Annotated in this window: 18 protein-coding genes; 2 read left to right on the plus strand and 16 right to left on the minus strand. The window is 62.6% G+C overall.

Annotated elements, in window-relative coordinates; translation table 11 throughout:
- Positions 1–490: 490 nt before the first annotated feature.
- The 13 genes from SJQ66_RS25505 to SJQ66_RS25565 all read right to left on the minus strand — a co-directional run bounded on the left by SJQ66_RS25505 (position 491) and on the right by SJQ66_RS25565 (position 11,960).
- On the minus strand, positions 491–1,663 hold the full coding sequence (locus tag SJQ66_RS25505) for a MucB/RseB C-terminal domain-containing protein (RefSeq protein WP_320534699.1): 1,173 nt from the start codon (positions 1,661–1,663) through the stop codon (positions 491–493).
- Positions 1,664–1,667: 4 nt separating this feature from the next.
- Positions 1,668–2,483, minus strand: a complete 816-nt coding sequence (locus SJQ66_RS25510; RefSeq protein WP_157684892.1) for an RseA family anti-sigma factor — start codon at positions 2,481–2,483, stop codon at positions 1,668–1,670.
- A 149-nt stretch (positions 2,484–2,632) separates the two neighbouring features.
- Positions 2,633–3,232: an RNA polymerase sigma factor RpoE gene (gene rpoE / locus SJQ66_RS25515; RefSeq protein ID WP_024901495.1), complete on the minus strand. Its 600-nt coding sequence runs from the start codon at positions 3,230–3,232 to the stop codon at positions 2,633–2,635.
- A 93-nt stretch (positions 3,233–3,325) separates the two neighbouring features.
- On the minus strand, positions 3,326–3,955 hold the full coding sequence (locus SJQ66_RS25520; protein WP_046152637.1) for a hypothetical protein: 630 nt from the start codon (positions 3,953–3,955) through the stop codon (positions 3,326–3,328).
- Between the two features lie 119 nt (positions 3,956–4,074).
- Entirely contained in the window at positions 4,075–5,340 is a 1,266-nt protein-coding gene (gene fabF, locus SJQ66_RS25525) for a beta-ketoacyl-ACP synthase II (RefSeq protein WP_320534700.1), read from the minus strand.
- Between the two features lie 265 nt (positions 5,341–5,605).
- On the minus strand, positions 5,606–5,845 hold the full coding sequence (gene acpP / locus SJQ66_RS25530) for an acyl carrier protein (RefSeq protein WP_024901498.1): 240 nt from the start codon (positions 5,843–5,845) through the stop codon (positions 5,606–5,608).
- A gap of 153 nt (positions 5,846–5,998) precedes the next feature.
- The gene (fabG, locus tag SJQ66_RS25535; RefSeq protein WP_024901499.1) at positions 5,999–6,748 is read right to left on the minus strand and encodes a 3-oxoacyl-ACP reductase FabG; all 750 of its coding nucleotides are present in this window, start codon (positions 6,746–6,748) and stop codon (positions 5,999–6,001) included.
- 64 nt (positions 6,749–6,812) lie between these two features.
- Positions 6,813–7,763, minus strand: coding sequence for an ACP S-malonyltransferase (fabD, locus tag SJQ66_RS25540; protein WP_024901500.1), 951 nt, complete (start codon positions 7,761–7,763; stop codon positions 6,813–6,815).
- Positions 7,764–7,920: 157 nt separating this feature from the next.
- Positions 7,921–8,931, minus strand: a complete 1,011-nt coding sequence (locus SJQ66_RS25545) for a beta-ketoacyl-ACP synthase III (RefSeq protein ID WP_320535376.1) — start codon at positions 8,929–8,931, stop codon at positions 7,921–7,923.
- Positions 8,931–10,049, minus strand: coding sequence for a phosphate acyltransferase PlsX (gene plsX, locus SJQ66_RS25550; protein WP_407691525.1), 1,119 nt, complete (start codon positions 10,047–10,049; stop codon positions 8,931–8,933). The genes SJQ66_RS25545 and plsX overlap by 1 nt, the downstream gene beginning before the upstream one ends.
- Positions 10,050–10,521: 472 nt before the next feature.
- Positions 10,522–10,701, minus strand: coding sequence for a 50S ribosomal protein L32 (rpmF, locus tag SJQ66_RS25555; RefSeq protein ID WP_024901503.1), 180 nt, complete (start codon positions 10,699–10,701; stop codon positions 10,522–10,524).
- A gap of 27 nt (positions 10,702–10,728) precedes the next feature.
- Positions 10,729–10,860, minus strand: coding sequence for a hypothetical protein (locus SJQ66_RS25560; protein WP_301292868.1), 132 nt, complete (start codon positions 10,858–10,860; stop codon positions 10,729–10,731).
- 89 nt (positions 10,861–10,949) lie between these two features.
- The gene (locus SJQ66_RS25565; protein ID WP_052738239.1) at positions 10,950–11,960 is read right to left on the minus strand and encodes a DUF177 domain-containing protein; all 1,011 of its coding nucleotides are present in this window, start codon (positions 11,958–11,960) and stop codon (positions 10,950–10,952) included.
- A gap of 79 nt (positions 11,961–12,039) precedes the next feature.
- On the opposite strand from SJQ66_RS25565, the gene SJQ66_RS25570 reads away from it, so the two are divergent.
- Together SJQ66_RS25570 and SJQ66_RS25575 are read left to right on the plus strand one after the other, a co-directional pair.
- The gene (locus SJQ66_RS25570; RefSeq protein WP_024901505.1) at positions 12,040–12,708 is read left to right on the plus strand and encodes a Maf family nucleotide pyrophosphatase; all 669 of its coding nucleotides are present in this window, start codon (positions 12,040–12,042) and stop codon (positions 12,706–12,708) included.
- Positions 12,709–12,746: 38 nt separating this feature from the next.
- Complete coding sequence (locus tag SJQ66_RS25575; protein WP_320534701.1) at positions 12,747–13,493, plus strand: SAM-dependent methyltransferase; 747 nt, start codon at positions 12,747–12,749, stop codon at positions 13,491–13,493.
- A gap of 87 nt (positions 13,494–13,580) precedes the next feature.
- Here SJQ66_RS25575 and SJQ66_RS25580 read toward each other — a convergent pair whose 3' ends face one another.
- The 3 genes from SJQ66_RS25580 to SJQ66_RS25590 form a co-directional block, all read right to left on the minus strand.
- A complete protein-coding gene (locus tag SJQ66_RS25580; protein WP_320534702.1) occupies positions 13,581–14,729 on the minus strand; it encodes a S49 family peptidase in 1,149 nt (382 codons plus the stop codon).
- Positions 14,730–14,813: 84 nt separating this feature from the next.
- Positions 14,814–15,473 (minus strand): HAD-IA family hydrolase, encoded by a 660-nt coding sequence (locus SJQ66_RS25585; protein WP_046152640.1) that lies wholly within the window; start codon positions 15,471–15,473, stop codon positions 14,814–14,816.
- A 17-nt stretch (positions 15,474–15,490) separates the two neighbouring features.
- On the minus strand, positions 15,491–16,564 hold the full coding sequence (locus tag SJQ66_RS25590) for a pseudouridine synthase (protein WP_046152641.1): 1,074 nt from the start codon (positions 16,562–16,564) through the stop codon (positions 15,491–15,493).
- Between the last annotated feature and the right edge of the window lie 491 nt (positions 16,565–17,055).

The following is a 17,055-nucleotide window of genomic DNA, read 5'->3' on the forward strand; positions in this document are numbered from 1 at the left end:
GCCACCAGCGGCGGGCACACCGGGACGCACGGCAATTGCGCCGGAAGCCGACGCGCTTGGCGCGGCCGCACGCACCGCCCCTCGCCCGGTACGTGACGCTGCCGCGTCGGGCACGACTGCCGTACCACTGTCCGATGCCTGTCGTTTTCGGGGCGTCGCTCCCGATGCATCAGGGGACCGGGACGTGCCTGGCGCCGGGCTCATTCCCGATTGCGTCTCCGGCGCGGCAAACACCCCCTGTGACAGCAACGAGGACAGCCCCAGCAGACACGCGCACAGACAGGACGCGAGCCTCCGGGACAGCAACGCATGCGGTGGTCTCGGGCGGTGCCCAAAAGCGATAGAAGACGTACAGCTCATCGGCGAGTCGTGAACGGCGAGGGAACGGGCGGCTGACGGGATGCAACAAGCAATGCCGGAACCGGGGGCCTGCAGGGCGACGTGAATCGGGCGCGCGCAGTCCTGATGACCGCGCAAACGTCGCAGCATATCATCCTGGCGCAACGGTGCCGCGTTTTGCGCCGCCCACGGCGACAGGCGTGAATTGAATCGCATCGGCAAAACGACGCAGTGTCTCCGCCGGCACTTCTCCGATCAATGTGACCCAGAAGTCACCATGGCGCTCCGCCAGCAGGTGCGTGGCCCCGGATTGCCCTTGCCCCGGATTGCGGTCGCTGGTGCCCACCGGTTCGATGAACAGCGATACCGCGGTAACGCCGTCACTGAAGACGGCCTGATCGACCGGGACGGGCGGTGCGCCGGCCTGGCGCGCCGCCATTGGCCGACGCAGCTCCAGCATCTTGCGAAAGCCGGCGACACCGGGATCGAGCGACCATCCGGCTTTTGCCAGGTCGACGTCCGCCGAGGGTGCACGCACGACTTTCCATCCGGTACCGGCGTCCCCTTGCGCCATGGCGGCGACGGCGGCGTGCAAAGACTGTATCGTCGCCTTGTCAGGTGTGGTTTGCTGGATTTGCGAGAAGGCCACCTGCTCCAGCACCTGGCCTTGCGCATCGAGGGTCTGTGCCTTGATCAGCAAACCGGTGACAGGATCGACGGATAGCCGGTAAGCGAAGCGGTACGCATCGCGCGGCGTCAGCGTCAGGACAACACACGCAACGCCAGCAACGCGGTCGGTGCCATCCTGGGACAGCGCGTAGTGTTGAAGCACCTGGGCGCTGTCGGTGGACAGCATCGCCGGAAAATTGTCCTGCCCCTTGCGCCGACGGTCGACGACCACCGTCTTGCTCCCGGGCAGATAGGTATAGAGGTCGTCATCGTGCTCGATGACCCAGCGTGCCTCGCCGTCGAGGCTGTCGACACGTTGAAATTGGCCTTGGCTGTCGGCCACGTGAACGATGCGCGAGGATCGAACCGCCGCGCCACGCTGGAAGACGAATGTGCCCTCATAAGGACGCTGCTTCGCCGCGCCGTTCAAGCCGGCCAGCAACGCAAGCGTTTTCGCCGAAGCGGGCGCGATTGCCGACGTCGCATTGCGTGGATTGGTCGTGCCGGTCGGTGTCGCCGGCACCGCCTCCGCCAACCCGGTCGCGCCGGACAAAACCAATGCCAATGCACAAGGCAGCGCCGGGAAGGCCAGGCGGGCCCGACGGACCATGTGGTGAATCAGCCCGTCGCGCGAGCCCCGACCGCTACCGATCATCCGATCAATGCCCCGCGCCAGCGTACGCTACATAGCCCAGGCTGCCGCGATCCGACGCGAACTCCTGATGCGCGGCAAGGTACGGGTCCAGATCCCGATCACCGCTGATATTGACCCGTTGCCAATTACCCGCGGACGCCAGCGTCGTCGGCGCGGCGTTGGTGTTCTCGGTGCCGGCGTGCCAACCCGGCGTCAGTGCCCAGGCAAGCGTGACGACGGCAGCCGCCGCGGCCGCCGCGGCAGGCATGCGACGACGCCCGCCAAGCCACCCGGCCAGTTGCCCCAGGCCACCACGCTGTCCGGCCCCCCGTTCCAGATGCCGGAACGCATCGCCGGGAACAGGTGCCGCGCGACTCCCGTTCGCGTCGCTCCAGGCACCGTCGTCGCGCCTTCGTGGCGCAACCACTACTGGCTCGTCGGCCAGGCGTGCGGCAAAGCGCGCGGCAAAATCCCAGCCGCCATGATGCGAACGTGCCAGATCATCCGAACGTAACGCGTCTCCCACCAGGTGGTACAAAGACCAATCCTGCTTTTGCCGCGTTGTCCAGGCCGCGAAGGTCGATGCGCCGACACCGCTGCCGCCTGCGCACAACGGCGCTTCGCCGTCGATCGCGGCGGAGAGCCGCTCGGCGAACCGGCGTGCGGCAGGATCGCCATCCGCATCGGCTTCTTGCATCGCGGCAAAAGCGCCGGCCGCAACGCCCGGCCGCGCGCCCTCGGCACTTACACCGCCTTGGCGCGCATCCGTCGTACCGAATTCAGTGCGTCCGACCTGTCCGTCGTTGCTCATTCCTGTTGCTCTCATCGCATCCTGCTTCATCGACACTCCTCGTGTCCTGTCCCGGCGCCACGCCGCGAACGTCACGCCAGCACGTCGCGGTCGCGGCACCGGGCCGCACTCTCCGGATTGCGCCGGGCGGGCAGCTATCGCGCATTGTGCACGAACCCGCAGCCCACGGCTCCATTATTCTACCAACGCTTTCCGCTTTGCCGCTCCAGCATCGGCCGGAGCTTCGAGGCGATGGCTTCCCGTGCGCGGAAGATGCGCGATCGGACCGTGCCGATCGGGCACTGCATCAGTTCGGCAATCTCTTCGTAGCTCAAACCGTCAATCTCGCGAAGCGCAATCGCGTTGCGTAACTCCTCGGGCAGACTCGCCATCACGGCGTTGACCGTCTCGGCAATCTGCTTGCTCATCAACACCGACTCGGGCGTGTTGATATCCCTTAGAAGGCTCGCGTCGTCAAAAGTTTCCGCGTCTTCGCTATCTGTTTCGGTCGACGTCGGTGTACGGCGCCCCTGGCTCGCCAAATAATTCTTCGCGGTATTTACCGCGATCCGATACAACCAGGTATAAAACGCCGATTCCCCGCGAAATTGCGGAATCGCGCGGTAGGCCTTGATGAACGCTTCCTGGGCGACATCCTCCACTTCGGCCGGATCGCGAACAAGACGCGAAATCAGACGCACGATCTTGCGCTGGTACTTGCCGACCAGCAGCTCGAAAGCCACCTTGTCGCCGCGTTGCACGCGTTCCACAAGTTCCTGATCGATATCTTTTTCACTCACCGTGCGTCCACGTCCTGTACGGCCGCCGGTTCGCCCCGGCGGCTCTCGCAAATTGTAGCCGTTAATGATTGCCCGCCGCCGCGGACGCCCGATTCACCAGGGCGACAGGAAACCGGCACCGCGCCGCATCGCTTGGCAACGCGCGCACAGCGCATGGAAACGGTCGGACGCCACCGCATCGGCGGGAATGCAAAGTCGCCTCGTCCGCGGACGTTTCACACGTACGGCGCCGCGCGGAAGGCCGCCAGGCAACAGGTCAGGATAACGCGGACAGACTGTCAGCCAAAGACAAACACCCCCCCACTGGACTACCTCGACAATGCACACCTCGTCGATATCATCCGGGCCACATGCGTCGGCGGCGGGCGGTGCAACGGCGGCGCGCCCGCCGCCGCGGCGCGCACTGTGCCATCGCCAGAACGGTTCGGTACACCAGTACAGCCGCGCGTCGGCATGCCCCAGCAAGACCAGGCGGGCGACACGGCGCCTGCCTCGACGCCGGACGACACGGCCCCACCGGTCACGCGACGCCCGCACCGCCCCATCGGCAAGCAACCGCGTCATGATCCCGGCTAGCACGATAAACCCCAGCCCGGCAGCGCACCCCCATAGCAGGCTCTCACCCCGCAACATTCCGATCTGCACCCACCCTGCGGCACCCAGCATCCAACCCGCAACCGTCCCCGCTTGCATCATGCGTGACGATCCGATATCCACCCGCATTCGCTTTGCTCCGTGCCGTTCGCCAAAATGCGAACACCGGCGTCCGCTTGGGCGGAACGCCGGTGTCAGACAGCACGGACGATATCGCGTTCCATGCCGGAACGCGATCTGACCATTCGTCAGATCTTCGCGAAGACGAGTGTGCCGTTCGTTCCGCCAAAGCCGAACGAATTCGACATTGCATAGGTGATCTGCAGTTGCCGCGCGGTGTTCGCGCAGTAATCGAGATCACAGCCACCTTCGATATCCTGGTTGAGGATATTGATGGTCGGCGGCGATACCTGATGGTGTACCGCCAGGGCCGAAAACACGGCCTCGATACCGCCGGCGGCACCCAGCAAGTGACCTGTCATCGACTTCGTCGAATTGACGACGACCTTCTTTGCATGGTCACCCAACGCGCGCTTGATCGCGATTGTCTCGGCAACATCGCCCAGTCCGGTGGAGGTACCGTGGGCATTGATATAGTCAATCTTGCTCGGATCGAGTTTTGCATCGCGCAGCGCCGCAACCATCGCTCGCCGCGCGCCATCGCCATCTTCCGGCGGTGCCGTCATATGATGCGCATCACCACTGCGGCCATAACCAACGACCTCGCAATAGATCTTCGCGCCCCGCGCCTTCGCGTGCTCATACTCTTCGAGCATCAGCACACCGACACCCTCACCCAGCACAAAACCGTCGCGGTCCTTATCCCAGGGACGGCTCGCCGTCGCCGGATCGTCATTGCGTTGCGACAGCGCGCGCGCCGCCGCAAAACCGCCGATTCCGAGAGGTGACACGGTGGCTTCCGTACCGCCGGCCAGCATCGCGTCCACTTCACCGTAGACGATCGCGCGGAACGCGTCGCCAATGGCATGCGTACCGGTCGTGCAGGCGGTGACCACGGCCATGTTGGGCCCCTTCAGGCCAAACTTGATCGACAGGTGACCCGAAGCCATATTGATGATCGAGCCCGGCACGAAGAAAGGCGAAATCCGGCCGGGCCCCTTCTCGGCCAGCACCATCTGGGTTTCCTCAATCCGCGGCAAACCGCCGATACCGGAACCCACGATGACACCGATGCGCTCAGCGTTGGCTTCCGTAACCACCAGACCGCTGTCTTGCATCGCCTGCATCCCGGCGGCAATGCCGTAATGGATGAAGGTGTCCATCATCTTCAATTCCTTCGACGGGATGTAATCCTCGGCGTTGAAATTTTTCACTTCACCTGCAAAGCGGGTTTTGTACTTCTTGTTCCCATTTGCATCGACGGCTTCCGCGTCGAATTTGGTGATATTGGCGATGCCGGTCTTGCCGGCGACCAGATTGGCCCATCCGTCGGCAACCGTATTGCCTACTGGGGAAATGTGCCCAAGGCCCGTAACAACGACACGGCGACTCACATTGACCTCTTGCGTTTCATGACACGTGATAAAAACAAAAGCCACGACGGTAACAGGACACGCCCTGTCACTATCGTGGCCCTGTTCGATCCGGCCCGGGACGTGTTTTCCGCTGACACTGCGGTCCTCAAATCAAGACTCGTGTCGAAACGGCGTTCCGTTGCCGTAACATCCCTCTGGCGGCTCGCTCAGGGGTGCCACACGCCGATCATCGATCGAAACGTGTGGCATTCCCGATAGATCCGGAATGCCAACTTGCCGGAAATCAGGCCTTCACGTGCGCGCGAGCGTAATCGATCGCTTGTTGCACGGTCGTGATCTTCTCGGCATCTTCGTCCGGAATTTCCATTCCGAATTCGTCTTCCAGTGCCATCACCAGTTCCACCGTGTCCAGCGAGTCCGCGCCCAGGTCGTTGACGAACGAAGCCTCGTTCTTGACTTCTGGCTCCGCAACGCCGAGTTGCTCGACGCAGATCTTTTTGACGCGCTGTTCGATGTTGTCCATTCAGGCCTCCAAGAGGAAATATAAGTTCAAATTGCGAGTGCGCGCATTTTAGCAGGTTTGTCCCCACTGAAAGCATCGCGTGCGCGTGACGGGCGATCGAACTACGTCTTCAAGGCGAGCCCCCGGCCAGAAGACGTATGCCAATCGGACTCCCTACCCCATAAACATACCGCCGTTGACGTGTAACGTGGTACCAGTGATATATGCCGCCTGCGGCGATGCCAGGAACGCCACCGCATGCGCGATGTCGTCGGTACTGCCCAGTCGCCCCAACGGAATCTGCGCCTTCAGCGCGGTCTGCTGCGCCTCGCCGAGTTCCGCGGTCATATCTGTTTCAATAAAGCCCGGCGCCACGCAATTGACCGTGATGCCACGGCTACCCACCTCGCGCGCCAACGAGCGGGTCAGGCCGGCAACGCCCGCCTTGGCGGCTGAATAATTGACCTGACCGGCATTGCCCGCGGCACCCACGACGGAAGTGATATTGATGATACGACCGGTCCGGGCCTTCATCATCGGTCGGATCACCGCACGCGACAAACGAAACACCGCCTTCATGTTGGTATCGATGACGTCGTCCCAGTCCTCGTCCTTCATCCGCATGATCAATTGATCGCGGGTAATGCCGGCGTTATTCACCAACACGTCGAGACGCCCATCCTGCTTGACGATCGTATCGATCAACGCGTCGGCAGCCGGCGCATCATTGACATTCAGAACGACGCCACGGCCTTTGAGGCCCGCTTTGGCAAGCGCCGCCGAGATACCGTCCGCGCCTGCCTGCGAGGTCGCGGTGCCAATCACGGTGGCACCGGCCTTGGCCAACCCCAGCGCGACGGCCCGACCGATGCCGCGTGATGCGCCGGTGACCAATGCGATCTGATTATCGAGCATCTTTTCCATGAAAATTCGCCTGAACCCTTCCGTGACTCGTTTTTAGCCCCAACAGCGTGCCGTCGGACCGCAATCAGGCTTGCGCGCCGAACGCCGCCAACACCTCGCTCAACGAGGCCGGATCGCTGATCCCCGCACCTGCACGCTCCGCGTCGATGCGTTTGGTCAGCCCGCTCAATACCTTGCCCGGACCACACTCGATGATCGTACTTACATCCATCCGCGCAATCGCCTGCACGCATCGAACCCATTGCACGGGCCCGGATGCCTGGCGGACCAGCGCATCACGGATGGCATCCGGGTCGCTGGCCACCGCGACGTCGATATTATTGACGACAGGAATGGCCGGCGTGCGGATCGTAACGTCAGAAAGCCGCTCGCGCAAGCGATCCGACGCAGGTTTCAGCAATGACGAGTGGAATGGCGCTGAAACGGGCAGTGGCAACGCACGCTTGGCGCCCCGTGCCTTGGCGATTTCACAGGCCTTTTCCACGCCCGCTTTCGACCCGGCGATCACCACTTGCGCAGGCGCATTGAAATTGACCGCCTCGACCACCTCACCGGCACCGGCCGCCTGCGCGGCTTCGTCACATACGGTACGAACGGTCTCATCGTCGAGACCCAGGATCGCCGCCATGCCGCCTACGCCCACTGGTACCGCCGATTGCATTGCATCGGCCCGGAAGCGCACAAGCTGAACCGCATCGGCGAAGTTCAAGGCACCGGCAACGACCAGCGCCGTATATTCGCCGAGGCTGTGTCCGGCCACGACGCTCGGCGCCGGACCGCCCGCCGTTTGCCATACGCGATAGATCGCATAGGCCGCGCTCAACATGACGGGCTGTGTGTTCGTCGTCAAGTTCAATGCATCGGCGGGGCCGGTGGCGATCATCGTCGCCATGTCGAAACCCAACGCGTCGGAAGCTTCCTGCAGCGTCTCACGTACCACGGCGTGATCGGCGAACGCGTCGAGCATGCCAACGGATTGCGATCCCTGGCCAGGAAAAACAAAGGCGAAAGTCATATGCGTCTGTAAGTGGGTGGATCCGCGCAAACGTCGGCACGCCGCTCGCTTCTTTCAGGCTACTGGCACCATACAACAACCGCGAGAGGTGCGACATGGTCGAACAAAAACGGCGACATCAAGCGCGACCGAACGTCGTCGACGCCATTGTAGACAGTTACATGCGTAACAGGGAGGCACCCCAGGTAAATCCGCCGCCCACGCCCTCGACCATCACCAGTTGACCCGGCTTTACCCGGCCGTCGCGCACCGCCACATCGAGTGCAAGCGGAATTGATGCGGCGGAGGTATTGCCATGCTCATCGACCGTGACGACCATCTTGTCGAGCGGTAGGCGCAGCTTGCGGCATGTGCCTTCCATGATGCGTATATTGGCTTGGTGTGGAATCAACCAGTCAATATCGGCGGCGGTCGCGTTGGCCTTCTCGAGCACCTCCACCGCGACCTTGCCCAGCACGTTGACCGCCAATTTGAATACGGCCTGACCATCCATGTGCAGGAAGGCATTACCGGCAACAGCGCCCCCGCTGACGTGCCCCGGTACGCACAAAATGTCTGACTGGCTCCCATCCGCATGCAGTGCATTGGCAAGAATGCCCGGCTCGGTCGACGCGGATAGCACCACGGCACCGGCGCCGTCGCCAAAAAGCACGCACGTGGTGCGGTCGTTGAAGTCCAGAAGGCGCGAGAACGTTTCCGCGCCAATCACGAGCACGTTCTTATGCATACCGCTGCGAATATAACTATCCGCCGTGGACAAGGCATAGACAAAGCCGGAACAGACTGCCTGCACATCGAAAGCGGCACATCCGTTCGTGAGGCCGAGTTTGTGTTGCACCAGACAGGCGGTGCTCGGAAACACGAAATCGGGCGTGGACGTTGCCACGATGATTAAATCAATCTGGTTGGCATCCATACCCGACGCGGCAATGGCGCGCCTCGCGGCCTCGACGGCCAGATCGCTGGTGCGCTGCTCCGACGCCGCGAAGTAACGCGCGCGAATGCCGGTGCGAGCGACAATCCACTCGTCGCTGGTCTCAATGTCGCGCGCCGCCAGTTGTTCCGTCAACGCCTGATTCGAGACGCGGTTCGCAGGTAGATAACTGCCCGTACCGACCACGCGGGCATAACGAGGGGACGAATGAAGAAAATCGCTGGTTGAGGCCATCATGCCTTTGCGGAAAGCGTTTCGCCGGGTATGGCAAGCGGGTCAGTCACGGCGGCGGGTATGGCGTTGGCGGGCGCCTGGGAAGCCGACGCCTGGCCTTGCAGACCGAGCGGATCGACATTTTCCTCTAGCGCTTTCTCAAGCCGTGCCTGCACGCCGTTCTTTACCGCATCATACCCGCGTTTTAGCGCCCAGCCGAAAGCGTAAGCGTCGGCCGAGCCGTGGCTCTTGATCACGATGCCCCGCAGTCCGAGCAACGCGGCGCCGCTGTAGCGGCGGTGATCCACGCGCTTGCGCACCTGGGACAATACCGGCCATGCCAGCATCGCCAGTAGTTTCGTAAAAATTGTACGACTGAACTCTTCCTTTATTATACGGGAGAGCATTTGCGCCAGGCCTTCCGATGTCTTCAACGCGACATTGCCGACAAAGCCATCGCAGACCACGATGTCGGTCGTGCCCTTGAAGATATCGTTGCCTTCGACATTGCCGTAGAAGTTCAAGGTGCTGGCGCGCAACAGATCGCCGGCACGCTTGATCACATCATTGCCCTTGATCACTTCCTCGCCGATATTCAACAAGCCGACCGTGGGTCGATCCTTGTTCTCGGTAGCCGACACGAGCGCATGGCCCATTTCGGCAAACTGCAACAAATGCTGCGGTTCGCAGTCGACGTTGGCACCCAAATCCAGCACCGTCGTAAAACCCCTCTCGTTCGGCATCAAGGTGGCAAGCGCCGGCCGCTCGATACCGGCCAGCGTCTTTAACACGTACCGCGAGACGGCCATCAGCGCACCGGTATTGCCCGCCGAAATACAGGCCTGCGCCTGCCCTTCCTTGACGAGATTCAACGCCACGCGCATAGACGAATCTTTCTTGCGCCGTAGCGCAACCTCGACCGGATCGTCGGAGCCCACTACCTCGGTCGCATTCACCACGCGCAAACGCGGTGCGTCAACCGCCTTGCATTTCGCCAGCTGTGTCTGAACCGCCGACTCCAGGCCAACCAGGATCAGCTCGACATCTTCGTGGCTACGGGCAAATTCAACCGCAGCCGGAACGGTAACGGACGGACCAAAGTCGCCGCCCATGCAATCGATGGTGATTTTTACGGTCATGCGTGCACCGCGCCGGAGGAAAAGCGCGAGGAATTACCGGACCACGTCAAGCGCGATACCGCACACAACGGTACGGACATCGTGCCCGAAAGCAGGGTGCAGCCGGTCAGGGACCTGACGGGCCGCCCGCACAACCAACGGGAGACGTTACGAAAAGTCGGGGAAGCCTGCCAATTACGATACGCGACTCGACGACAGCACGCAGCATCGCCTACACGCTCCTTCGATCGAAATGAAGGCATCAAGAGCATCATCGCACTGGACAATGCCGACGGAATAAAAAAATTATTCCAACGTCGCGTAATGCATGCCGTGTCCGCAGGCACCCGCCACGCCGCGGGCATGAAACAACAGGCATCAGCCATTGACAGGCCGCACGCAAAGCCCTGCGGCACATCCGCCCGGACCTGTGTGGTACTGCACCACGGCGCGGGCCGACGCGGACGAACGCGGGTTCGCGCCTTCAAGACAATCAGTCGTTCTTGGTCTTGACGACTTTCTTGCCACGGTAGAAACCGTTCGGGCTGATGTGGTGACGGCGATGCGTTTCACCCGACGTTGCCTCGACAGCCAGCGGTGCGGCGTCGATGAAATCGTGCGAACGATGCATGCCGCGCTTCGACGGCGACTTCTTGTTTTGCTGGACTGCCATGAAATGCTCCTAAATAGGGTGCGAATTTTAACACAACTCGGCGCGCCGCTGGCGACCTGCCAGTCGACCACGCCGCATCGGGATAACCAATGCTGCATCGATGCAACATGGCGACAACGCGGTCGCACGTGCGGCCGCCTCGTATTCCGTGTGGATCACCGGCGATCTCCAGGCCGACTCGGCGTGATCAACCCTGCCGATTGCCCGAAATCGCGCGACCATCCACCCTCTTACATCACTTTCTTGTCTTACTCAGCAGCGTCGGACTTGTCTGATTCGCGTGCTTTGCCGGTACGATCAGCCTTGTCGACGTCGTGGGCCGCCGATGCATCGGCGTTTGCGGATGCATTATGCTTGCTGGCCGGCTGCCAGCCGGCCAGCGCCGCCGCAAACGGCTTGCGCGTGGGCGACGCCGCCCCGGCGACAGGCACCCCCGTCATGGCAGGCGCCTCATCCGCATCCGCCTCGACATCGGCCGCGCGCTCACCCGGCAACGGAGCGGGATCGCTGCCCGCCTCATCCGCCAGACGCGCCTCGATATCCTCGACACGATCGACGCCCAATGCCCCATCGGCCCCGCTGACAACGCTCACATGCACGGCAGGACATACACGATGCTTAGGCACCATCGGCAGCGACAGGACGATTTCCTCGTCGATCAGATCCAGCAGATCGAAGGCGGGTGACCCCACGATCACATCCTCGTCCGCATCGTCCCCTGCCAACGCATCCGCCTGGTATTCATCGCGCGCAACGCGGTAACCCGCCTCCACGGATACAGGCCAGGAAAACGGCTGCATGCAACGCTGGCACTCCAGCCACACCGCGCCGTCGATCGACAGCGTCAAATGCGGTTGCATCGATTGAAACGCGCCGCGCGAATGGTTGGCCTCCTCATGCCCCGCTGGCCGCGCCGCGGCGCTCGACGCCGGCAGCAGCGCATCGCGCCGGCGCATGACTTTGCGCATCTCTCCTCGTGCCTGCCAGCGCAACGGCGAATCGGCGGCCGTTGCCGGCGCATCGGCGGGAACCAGATCGCGCATGCGCGGCAACTCACCCAAGTGGATCACGCCGCGCGTTTCCCGGGCAGTACGGATGAAACCGTCGAGGTCGAAGGCGTGCAAGGCGTCCGCGCGAGACCGGCCAACCGCTGTTTCATCGACGTGGCTGACCGCTTGGCCGGAGCCCTGCTCAGCGCCGGCTTCCCCCGATCCGCCACCGACACCTGCTGCCCCGTTTCCCGTGCCGTTCGCATTCATCACAGCCTCCCGCGCCTGCCCTGCCCGGCGAAAAACAGAAAATAGTAAGATGCGAGTTGTTTCCCGTCAAGTACTTATCATGTCCAATCCGTTGTACGCCGCCCCGCCGACGCTCGTCCTGGCGAGCAGTTCCCGCTACCGGGCCGAGCTGTTATCCCGCTTGCGCCTGCCGTTTATCTGCGACGTTCCCGATGTAGACGAAACGCCGCGCGCGGGCGAAGCACCGGCTGAGACGGCGATGCGTCTTGCCATCGCCAAGGCCCACGCGGTAGCGGTGCGGCATCCTGACGCACTGGTCATTGGCTCCGATCAGGTCGCGGTCTGCAACGGCGTGCAACTGGGCAAACCAGGCAATCACGCCCGGGCGCTCGCGCAATTGCAGAGAATGCGGGGTCAACGCATCGTCTTTCATACTGCCGTCTGCTTGCTGGATGGCCGGGTCACGGCGCGGCCATCCACCGATGCACGAACGGATGGCTCCCAGACTTCAACGGCTTGCCTTACCTCCGACGTCCTGACCTCGGTCACGATGCGCGATGTCGACGATGCGACGCTCGACGCCTATTTGCGCGCGGAGCAACCGTATGACGTGGCTGGCAGCGCCAAAGTCGAAGGCCTGGGCATCGCCCTGCTGGAAAATGTTCGCAGCGACGACCCGACCGCCTTGATCGGCCTGCCGCTGATCACCGTCAGTCATTGGCTACGCCAGGCCGGCGCGCCATTGTTCGCATCGGCCGCTTGCGGCTAATATTCGGGCCGCATCCGTATTTACGCACGAGAACTGTCATGACCCAACCGGGCACCTTGTACCTCATCCCGAATACCCTTGGCGAGGGCGGCGACGATGCATTGCGCCAGGTCCTGCCTGATCCGGTACGGGCCGTCGCACGACGCCTGCGGTATGTCGTCGGCGAGAATGCAAAGGCGACGCGCGCCTTCCTGAAACGGGTGGGGACCGATGTTCCCATCCAGGAGATTCAGATCAGCGAACTGAATATCCGAACGCAAGCGACCCCCTCGGATGCCGTTCTCGACGCAATGCTCGCGCCCCTGCTCGATGGCCACGACGGCGGCCTCGTGTCGGACGCGGGCTGTCCAGCGGTCGCCGATCCGGGCGCCGTGCTGGTCAGGCGCGCGCACGCCCGTGGTATCCGGGTAGTGCCACTGGTGGGGCCGAGCGCGATCCTGCTCGCGCTGATGGCATCCGGTCTGGATGGCCAGCGTTTCGCGTTTCACGGTTACCTGCCAACCGACGCCGGCGAACGGACGCAACGCCTGCGAGAACTGGAGAAACAGTCGCGGGCGCAGAAACAGACGCAGCTTTTTATCGAAACGCCGTACCGCAACGCTGCGATGATGGATGCCTTGCTGGCGGCCTGCGCGCCACAGACGCATCTGTGTTTTGCCGCCGACCTGAGCCTGCCGGGCGAGCAGATCGTCACGCTGACGCTCGCACAGTGGCGCGCGTTGCCGGCCGCGCAACGACCAGACATGGGCAAGCGCCCCGCCATCTTTTTGATGTTGGCCCGCTAGCGGGCACCGCCGCGACACGTGCCGCGGATCAAACGCCGAGAGGGCAACGTCTGCACGTGCGCCCCGCGGTTCCATGCGCCTTGGCGTTCAACGCACGCTATTGGAACTGTCGATCAATTCACCGACGGCGGCGGCACCCATCGATGCCCCCAAGGATGTTCCGAGTCGACGCGCCACGCGATCGGCAAGGCTGTCCTTGACAGTGAAGTCACGGATGCGCGGCGCCTTGAATACGTTACGCGCCACATCGCCGGTGTCGCCGGTCGCATCGGCCAAACCCATCTGCACTGCTTGCTCGCCATTCCAGAACGCGCCGGAGAACATATCCGGCGTTTCATGCAAGCGATTCCCGCGTCCGTTCTTGACGGCCGCGATAAATTGCTGGTGGATCGAATCGAGGAGCACCTGCAGACGTTGCTTCTGATCGTCCGTTTGCGGCGAGAACGGGTCGCCGATCGCCTTGTTGACGCCGGCGGTCTGGACCCGTCGCTCCACGCCCAGCTTTTCGAGCAGGCCCGGGAAACCGAACCCCTCCATGATCACGCCGATGGAACCGACGATGCTGGCCGGATCCACGTAAATCTTATCCGCCGCCGCCGCCACATAGTACGCACCCGATGCACCCACATCACCGATCACGGCATAGACGGGAATGGTCGGATGGTCCTTGCGCATGCGCTGAAGATTGCGATAGATGATCCCCGCCTCCACCGGACTGCCACCCGGGCTATTGATCTTCAGCACGATCCCCGCCGTGCTCGGATTCTTGAACGCGGCGTTGAGCGACGCGTTGATATTGTCAGAGCTGGCTTGCGTATTCGCGGCGATGACGCCGCTCAACGTGACCACCGCCGTGAATTTCGCATCGGCATCGACAACCGGCTTGCCTGGCCCACGTAACCTTACAACACCGACGATCACGCCAAGCACGATTGCCAACCACAGAAAACGGAAGAAAATGCGCCAGCGCCGCGCGGCGCGCTGCTCACGAATTGCCGCCATCGCCGCCTTGGCCAACGCCTCGCAGGCCCAGCCTTCGCCGCGGGGCCCGGACGGCCCCTGTGGTCCCGTCGGACCGCTGTCTCGCGGCCCTGACCCCCCGCTACCGCCATGCCCGGCACCACCGTTTCCGCCCGCTGTCGACCCGCCTGCCGATGTTGAGGTCACTACCTCGCCGCCTGCACGCCAGACGGGTTCCTGCTCGGCCGTGGTCCGGCCGTTGTCATCCACATTCATCTTCTTTGGCGCCCCTAGTCTGATCCAATCCGGATCGATTCCTGCTCGATTACATCGTGTATGCGTGACAAGCGTGGCAAGCCCTCATCCGTTCGACGCCAGCCATTCGTGCAGTTGCGTGACCGAATCGGCGCAGAAAACCGGCGCAAGCGCCCGCAACGGCTCCGGCCGATGCGCCCCATAGGTCACACCGATACCGGCCACGCCGGCATTGATCGCCATTTGCAGGTCATGCGTGGTATCGCCGATCATGACGGTACGATCCACATCCTGTCCCAACTCGCGCATCAATTCCTGCAGCATCGCCGGATGCGGCTTAGAAAACGTCTCGTCGGCACAGCGCGTGGCGTCAAATAACGTCGCCAGCCGCGTCTGCGCCAAAGCGCGCGTCAAGCCGACACGACTTTTTCCTGTTGCCACAGCAATGAAATAGCCTGCTTCGCGTAAACCTTCGAGCATGTCACGCGCACCGGGGAACAAGGCCAGATGCGGCTCACCAGTGACGAAGTGATATTTGTATCGTTCGACAAGACGAGGATAGTCGGACGGGTCGAGCGTCGGTGCGACCGTTTCCAGCGCATCGCGCAGCCCGAGGCCGATCACATAACGCGCGGCATCGCCGCCCGGCACCGGCAGACGCAGGTCACGGCAGGCGGATTGCAGACAATGCGCGATATGGGCGGTCGAATCGCTGAGCGTTCCATCCCAGTCGAACACAAGTAGATCGTATCGGTCTCTGGCCATCGGCGTATAAATAAAAATCAGTCTGCAGCCCGTAATTGGACCAGAAATCGTTGGCATTCGGCGGGCAACGCCGCCTCCAACTGGAGCATTTCGCCGCTGGCCGGATGAGTAATGCGCAATTTTGCCGCATGCAAAAACATACGCTTGAGGCCCGGGGTGGCATTCGCCCGTGCCAATGCCTTGTTCAACGCAAAATCCCCGTATTTGTCGTCGCCGGCGATGGGCGCGTCCAGATGCGCCAGATGCACGCGAATCTGGTGCGTCCGTCCGGTTTTCAACTGCGCCTCCACCAGCACGAAACCGTCTGGGGCGCCCGCTATCGCCGGCAGGCGTACATCAGCGTCGCCCGTCCGGGTGTCAGGACCCCGGAAGCGCTCCATCAGCGTGAAAACGGTATGCGCGGCCTGCCCCTCTGGATCCACGCTGACACGGCGTTCGCCCTCGGCATTCACGTATTTGTGCAGGGGGGCCTTCACCACGCGCTTCATATCGCGCCAGCCGCCTTCGGGAGCGCGGACGCATGCCAGATAACGCTTGTCGGTCTGATTCTCGCGCAATTGCGCGTGCAGATGCGTCAACGCGGCCCGCTTCTTGGCCAGCATCAGAATGCCCGACGTTTCCCGGTCCAGCCGGTGTACCAGCTCGAGGAAGCGGGCATCGGGCCGCGCCGCGCGCAGTTGCTCGATCACACCGTGACTGACGCCACTGCCGCCGTGCACTGCCACGCCGGCCGGTTTATCAATGACGAGCAGGTGCGGGTCCTCGAACAGGATAGGAAACTGCGCAGGGGGGACGTACGCATTACGCAGTGTCGCGTCGACTCCGTCCTGCCCGCCGTTCGTGGCCGTGCGCACGGGAGGCACGCGCACGATATCGCCACAGACCAGACGATATGTTGCGTCAATGCGTCCCTTGTTTACCCTGACCTCGCCGGAACGCAAAATGCGATAAACGTGGCTCTTCGGCACGCCTTTACAGACGCGCAGCAAGAAATTATCGATGCGCTGGCCCGCATCCTCGTCGTCGATTTCAATCATCGCGACACGATCCGCGAAAGCCTGTTGCCGGGACATTTTGCCTAACTCTTTCATTCTGCCTATAATTTGCCCAGCAAGTCGCGTCTGCGGAGACCTGACGGTGCAGACGCTGCGTGGAATAGAGGTACTATCTCACGGCCCGAGGTCTTTCCCGACCCAGACGGCGTCTGTCCGGCATACATCCCTGACCGGACTTGCCCTGGTGCGACCAATCGGCATTTTACCGCACCACGGGGGGTTACCCACCCGTCAATACCGGGTAACACGTAGCACGCACGTCGCAAGAGACCGGCAAGGACTTTGCCCACAGGCAGGTTCGGTCATCGTCTCGCGCCGATGGGCGTTGGGTTGTGGCATGAAAGAATTTTCCCGGCCAGCGTGACGTCTCGCCCCGACTTCGGCGATCAATGACGGCACGCTGGCCGGTTGTGAAGTGATTGGGACCGGTGGCCGACGCGCCTCTTCGAGCGCATCGCCGCCGGCGAACAAGTTGCAATGGAAGGTGTTGCCGTTGTACACGAAGTACGCAACGGTACACGAATGCG

Origin of the sequence: Robbsia andropogonis (genome assembly GCF_034047095.1) — a bacterium.
Classification (GTDB): domain Bacteria; phylum Pseudomonadota; class Gammaproteobacteria; order Burkholderiales; family Burkholderiaceae; genus Robbsia; species Robbsia andropogonis.

Excerpts from the sequence above, each read along its gene's own strand:
- SJQ66_RS25505 (WP_320534699.1), bottom strand. The coding sequence starts at position 1,663 with ATGATCGGTAGCGGTCGGGGCTCGCGCGACGGGCTGATTCACCACATG.
- SJQ66_RS25510 (WP_157684892.1), bottom strand. The coding sequence starts at position 2,483 with ATGAAGCAGGATGCGATGAGAGCAACAGGAATGAGCAACGACGGACAG.
- SJQ66_RS25520 (WP_046152637.1), bottom strand. The coding sequence starts at position 3,955 with ATGCGGGTGGATATCGGATCGTCACGCATGATGCAAGCGGGGACGGTT.
- acpP (WP_024901498.1), bottom strand. The coding sequence starts at position 5,845 with ATGGACAACATCGAACAGCGCGTCAAAAAGATCTGCGTCGAGCAACTC.
- fabG (WP_024901499.1), bottom strand. The coding sequence starts at position 6,748 with ATGGAAAAGATGCTCGATAATCAGATCGCATTGGTCACCGGCGCATCA.
- fabD (WP_024901500.1), bottom strand. The coding sequence starts at position 7,763 with ATGACTTTCGCCTTTGTTTTTCCTGGCCAGGGATCGCAATCCGTTGGC.
- SJQ66_RS25545 (WP_320535376.1), bottom strand. The coding sequence starts at position 8,931 with ATGGCCTCAACCAGCGATTTTCTTCATTCGTCCCCTCGTTATGCCCGC.
- plsX (WP_407691525.1), bottom strand. The coding sequence starts at position 10,049 with ATGACCGTAAAAATCACCATCGATTGCATGGGCGGCGACTTTGGTCCG.
- rpmF (WP_024901503.1), bottom strand. The coding sequence starts at position 10,701 with ATGGCAGTCCAGCAAAACAAGAAGTCGCCGTCGAAGCGCGGCATGCAT.
- SJQ66_RS25565 (WP_052738239.1), bottom strand. The coding sequence starts at position 11,960 with ATGAATGCGAACGGCACGGGAAACGGGGCAGCAGGTGTCGGTGGCGGA.
- SJQ66_RS25570 (WP_024901505.1), top strand. The coding sequence starts at position 12,040 with ATGTCCAATCCGTTGTACGCCGCCCCGCCGACGCTCGTCCTGGCGAGC.
- SJQ66_RS25575 (WP_320534701.1), top strand. The coding sequence starts at position 12,747 with ATGACCCAACCGGGCACCTTGTACCTCATCCCGAATACCCTTGGCGAG.
- SJQ66_RS25580 (WP_320534702.1), bottom strand. The coding sequence starts at position 14,729 with ATGAATGTGGATGACAACGGCCGGACCACGGCCGAGCAGGAACCCGTC.
- SJQ66_RS25585 (WP_046152640.1), bottom strand. The coding sequence starts at position 15,473 with ATGGCCAGAGACCGATACGATCTACTTGTGTTCGACTGGGATGGAACG.
- SJQ66_RS25590 (WP_046152641.1), bottom strand. The coding sequence starts at position 16,564 with ATGAAAGAGTTAGGCAAAATGTCCCGGCAACAGGCTTTCGCGGATCGT.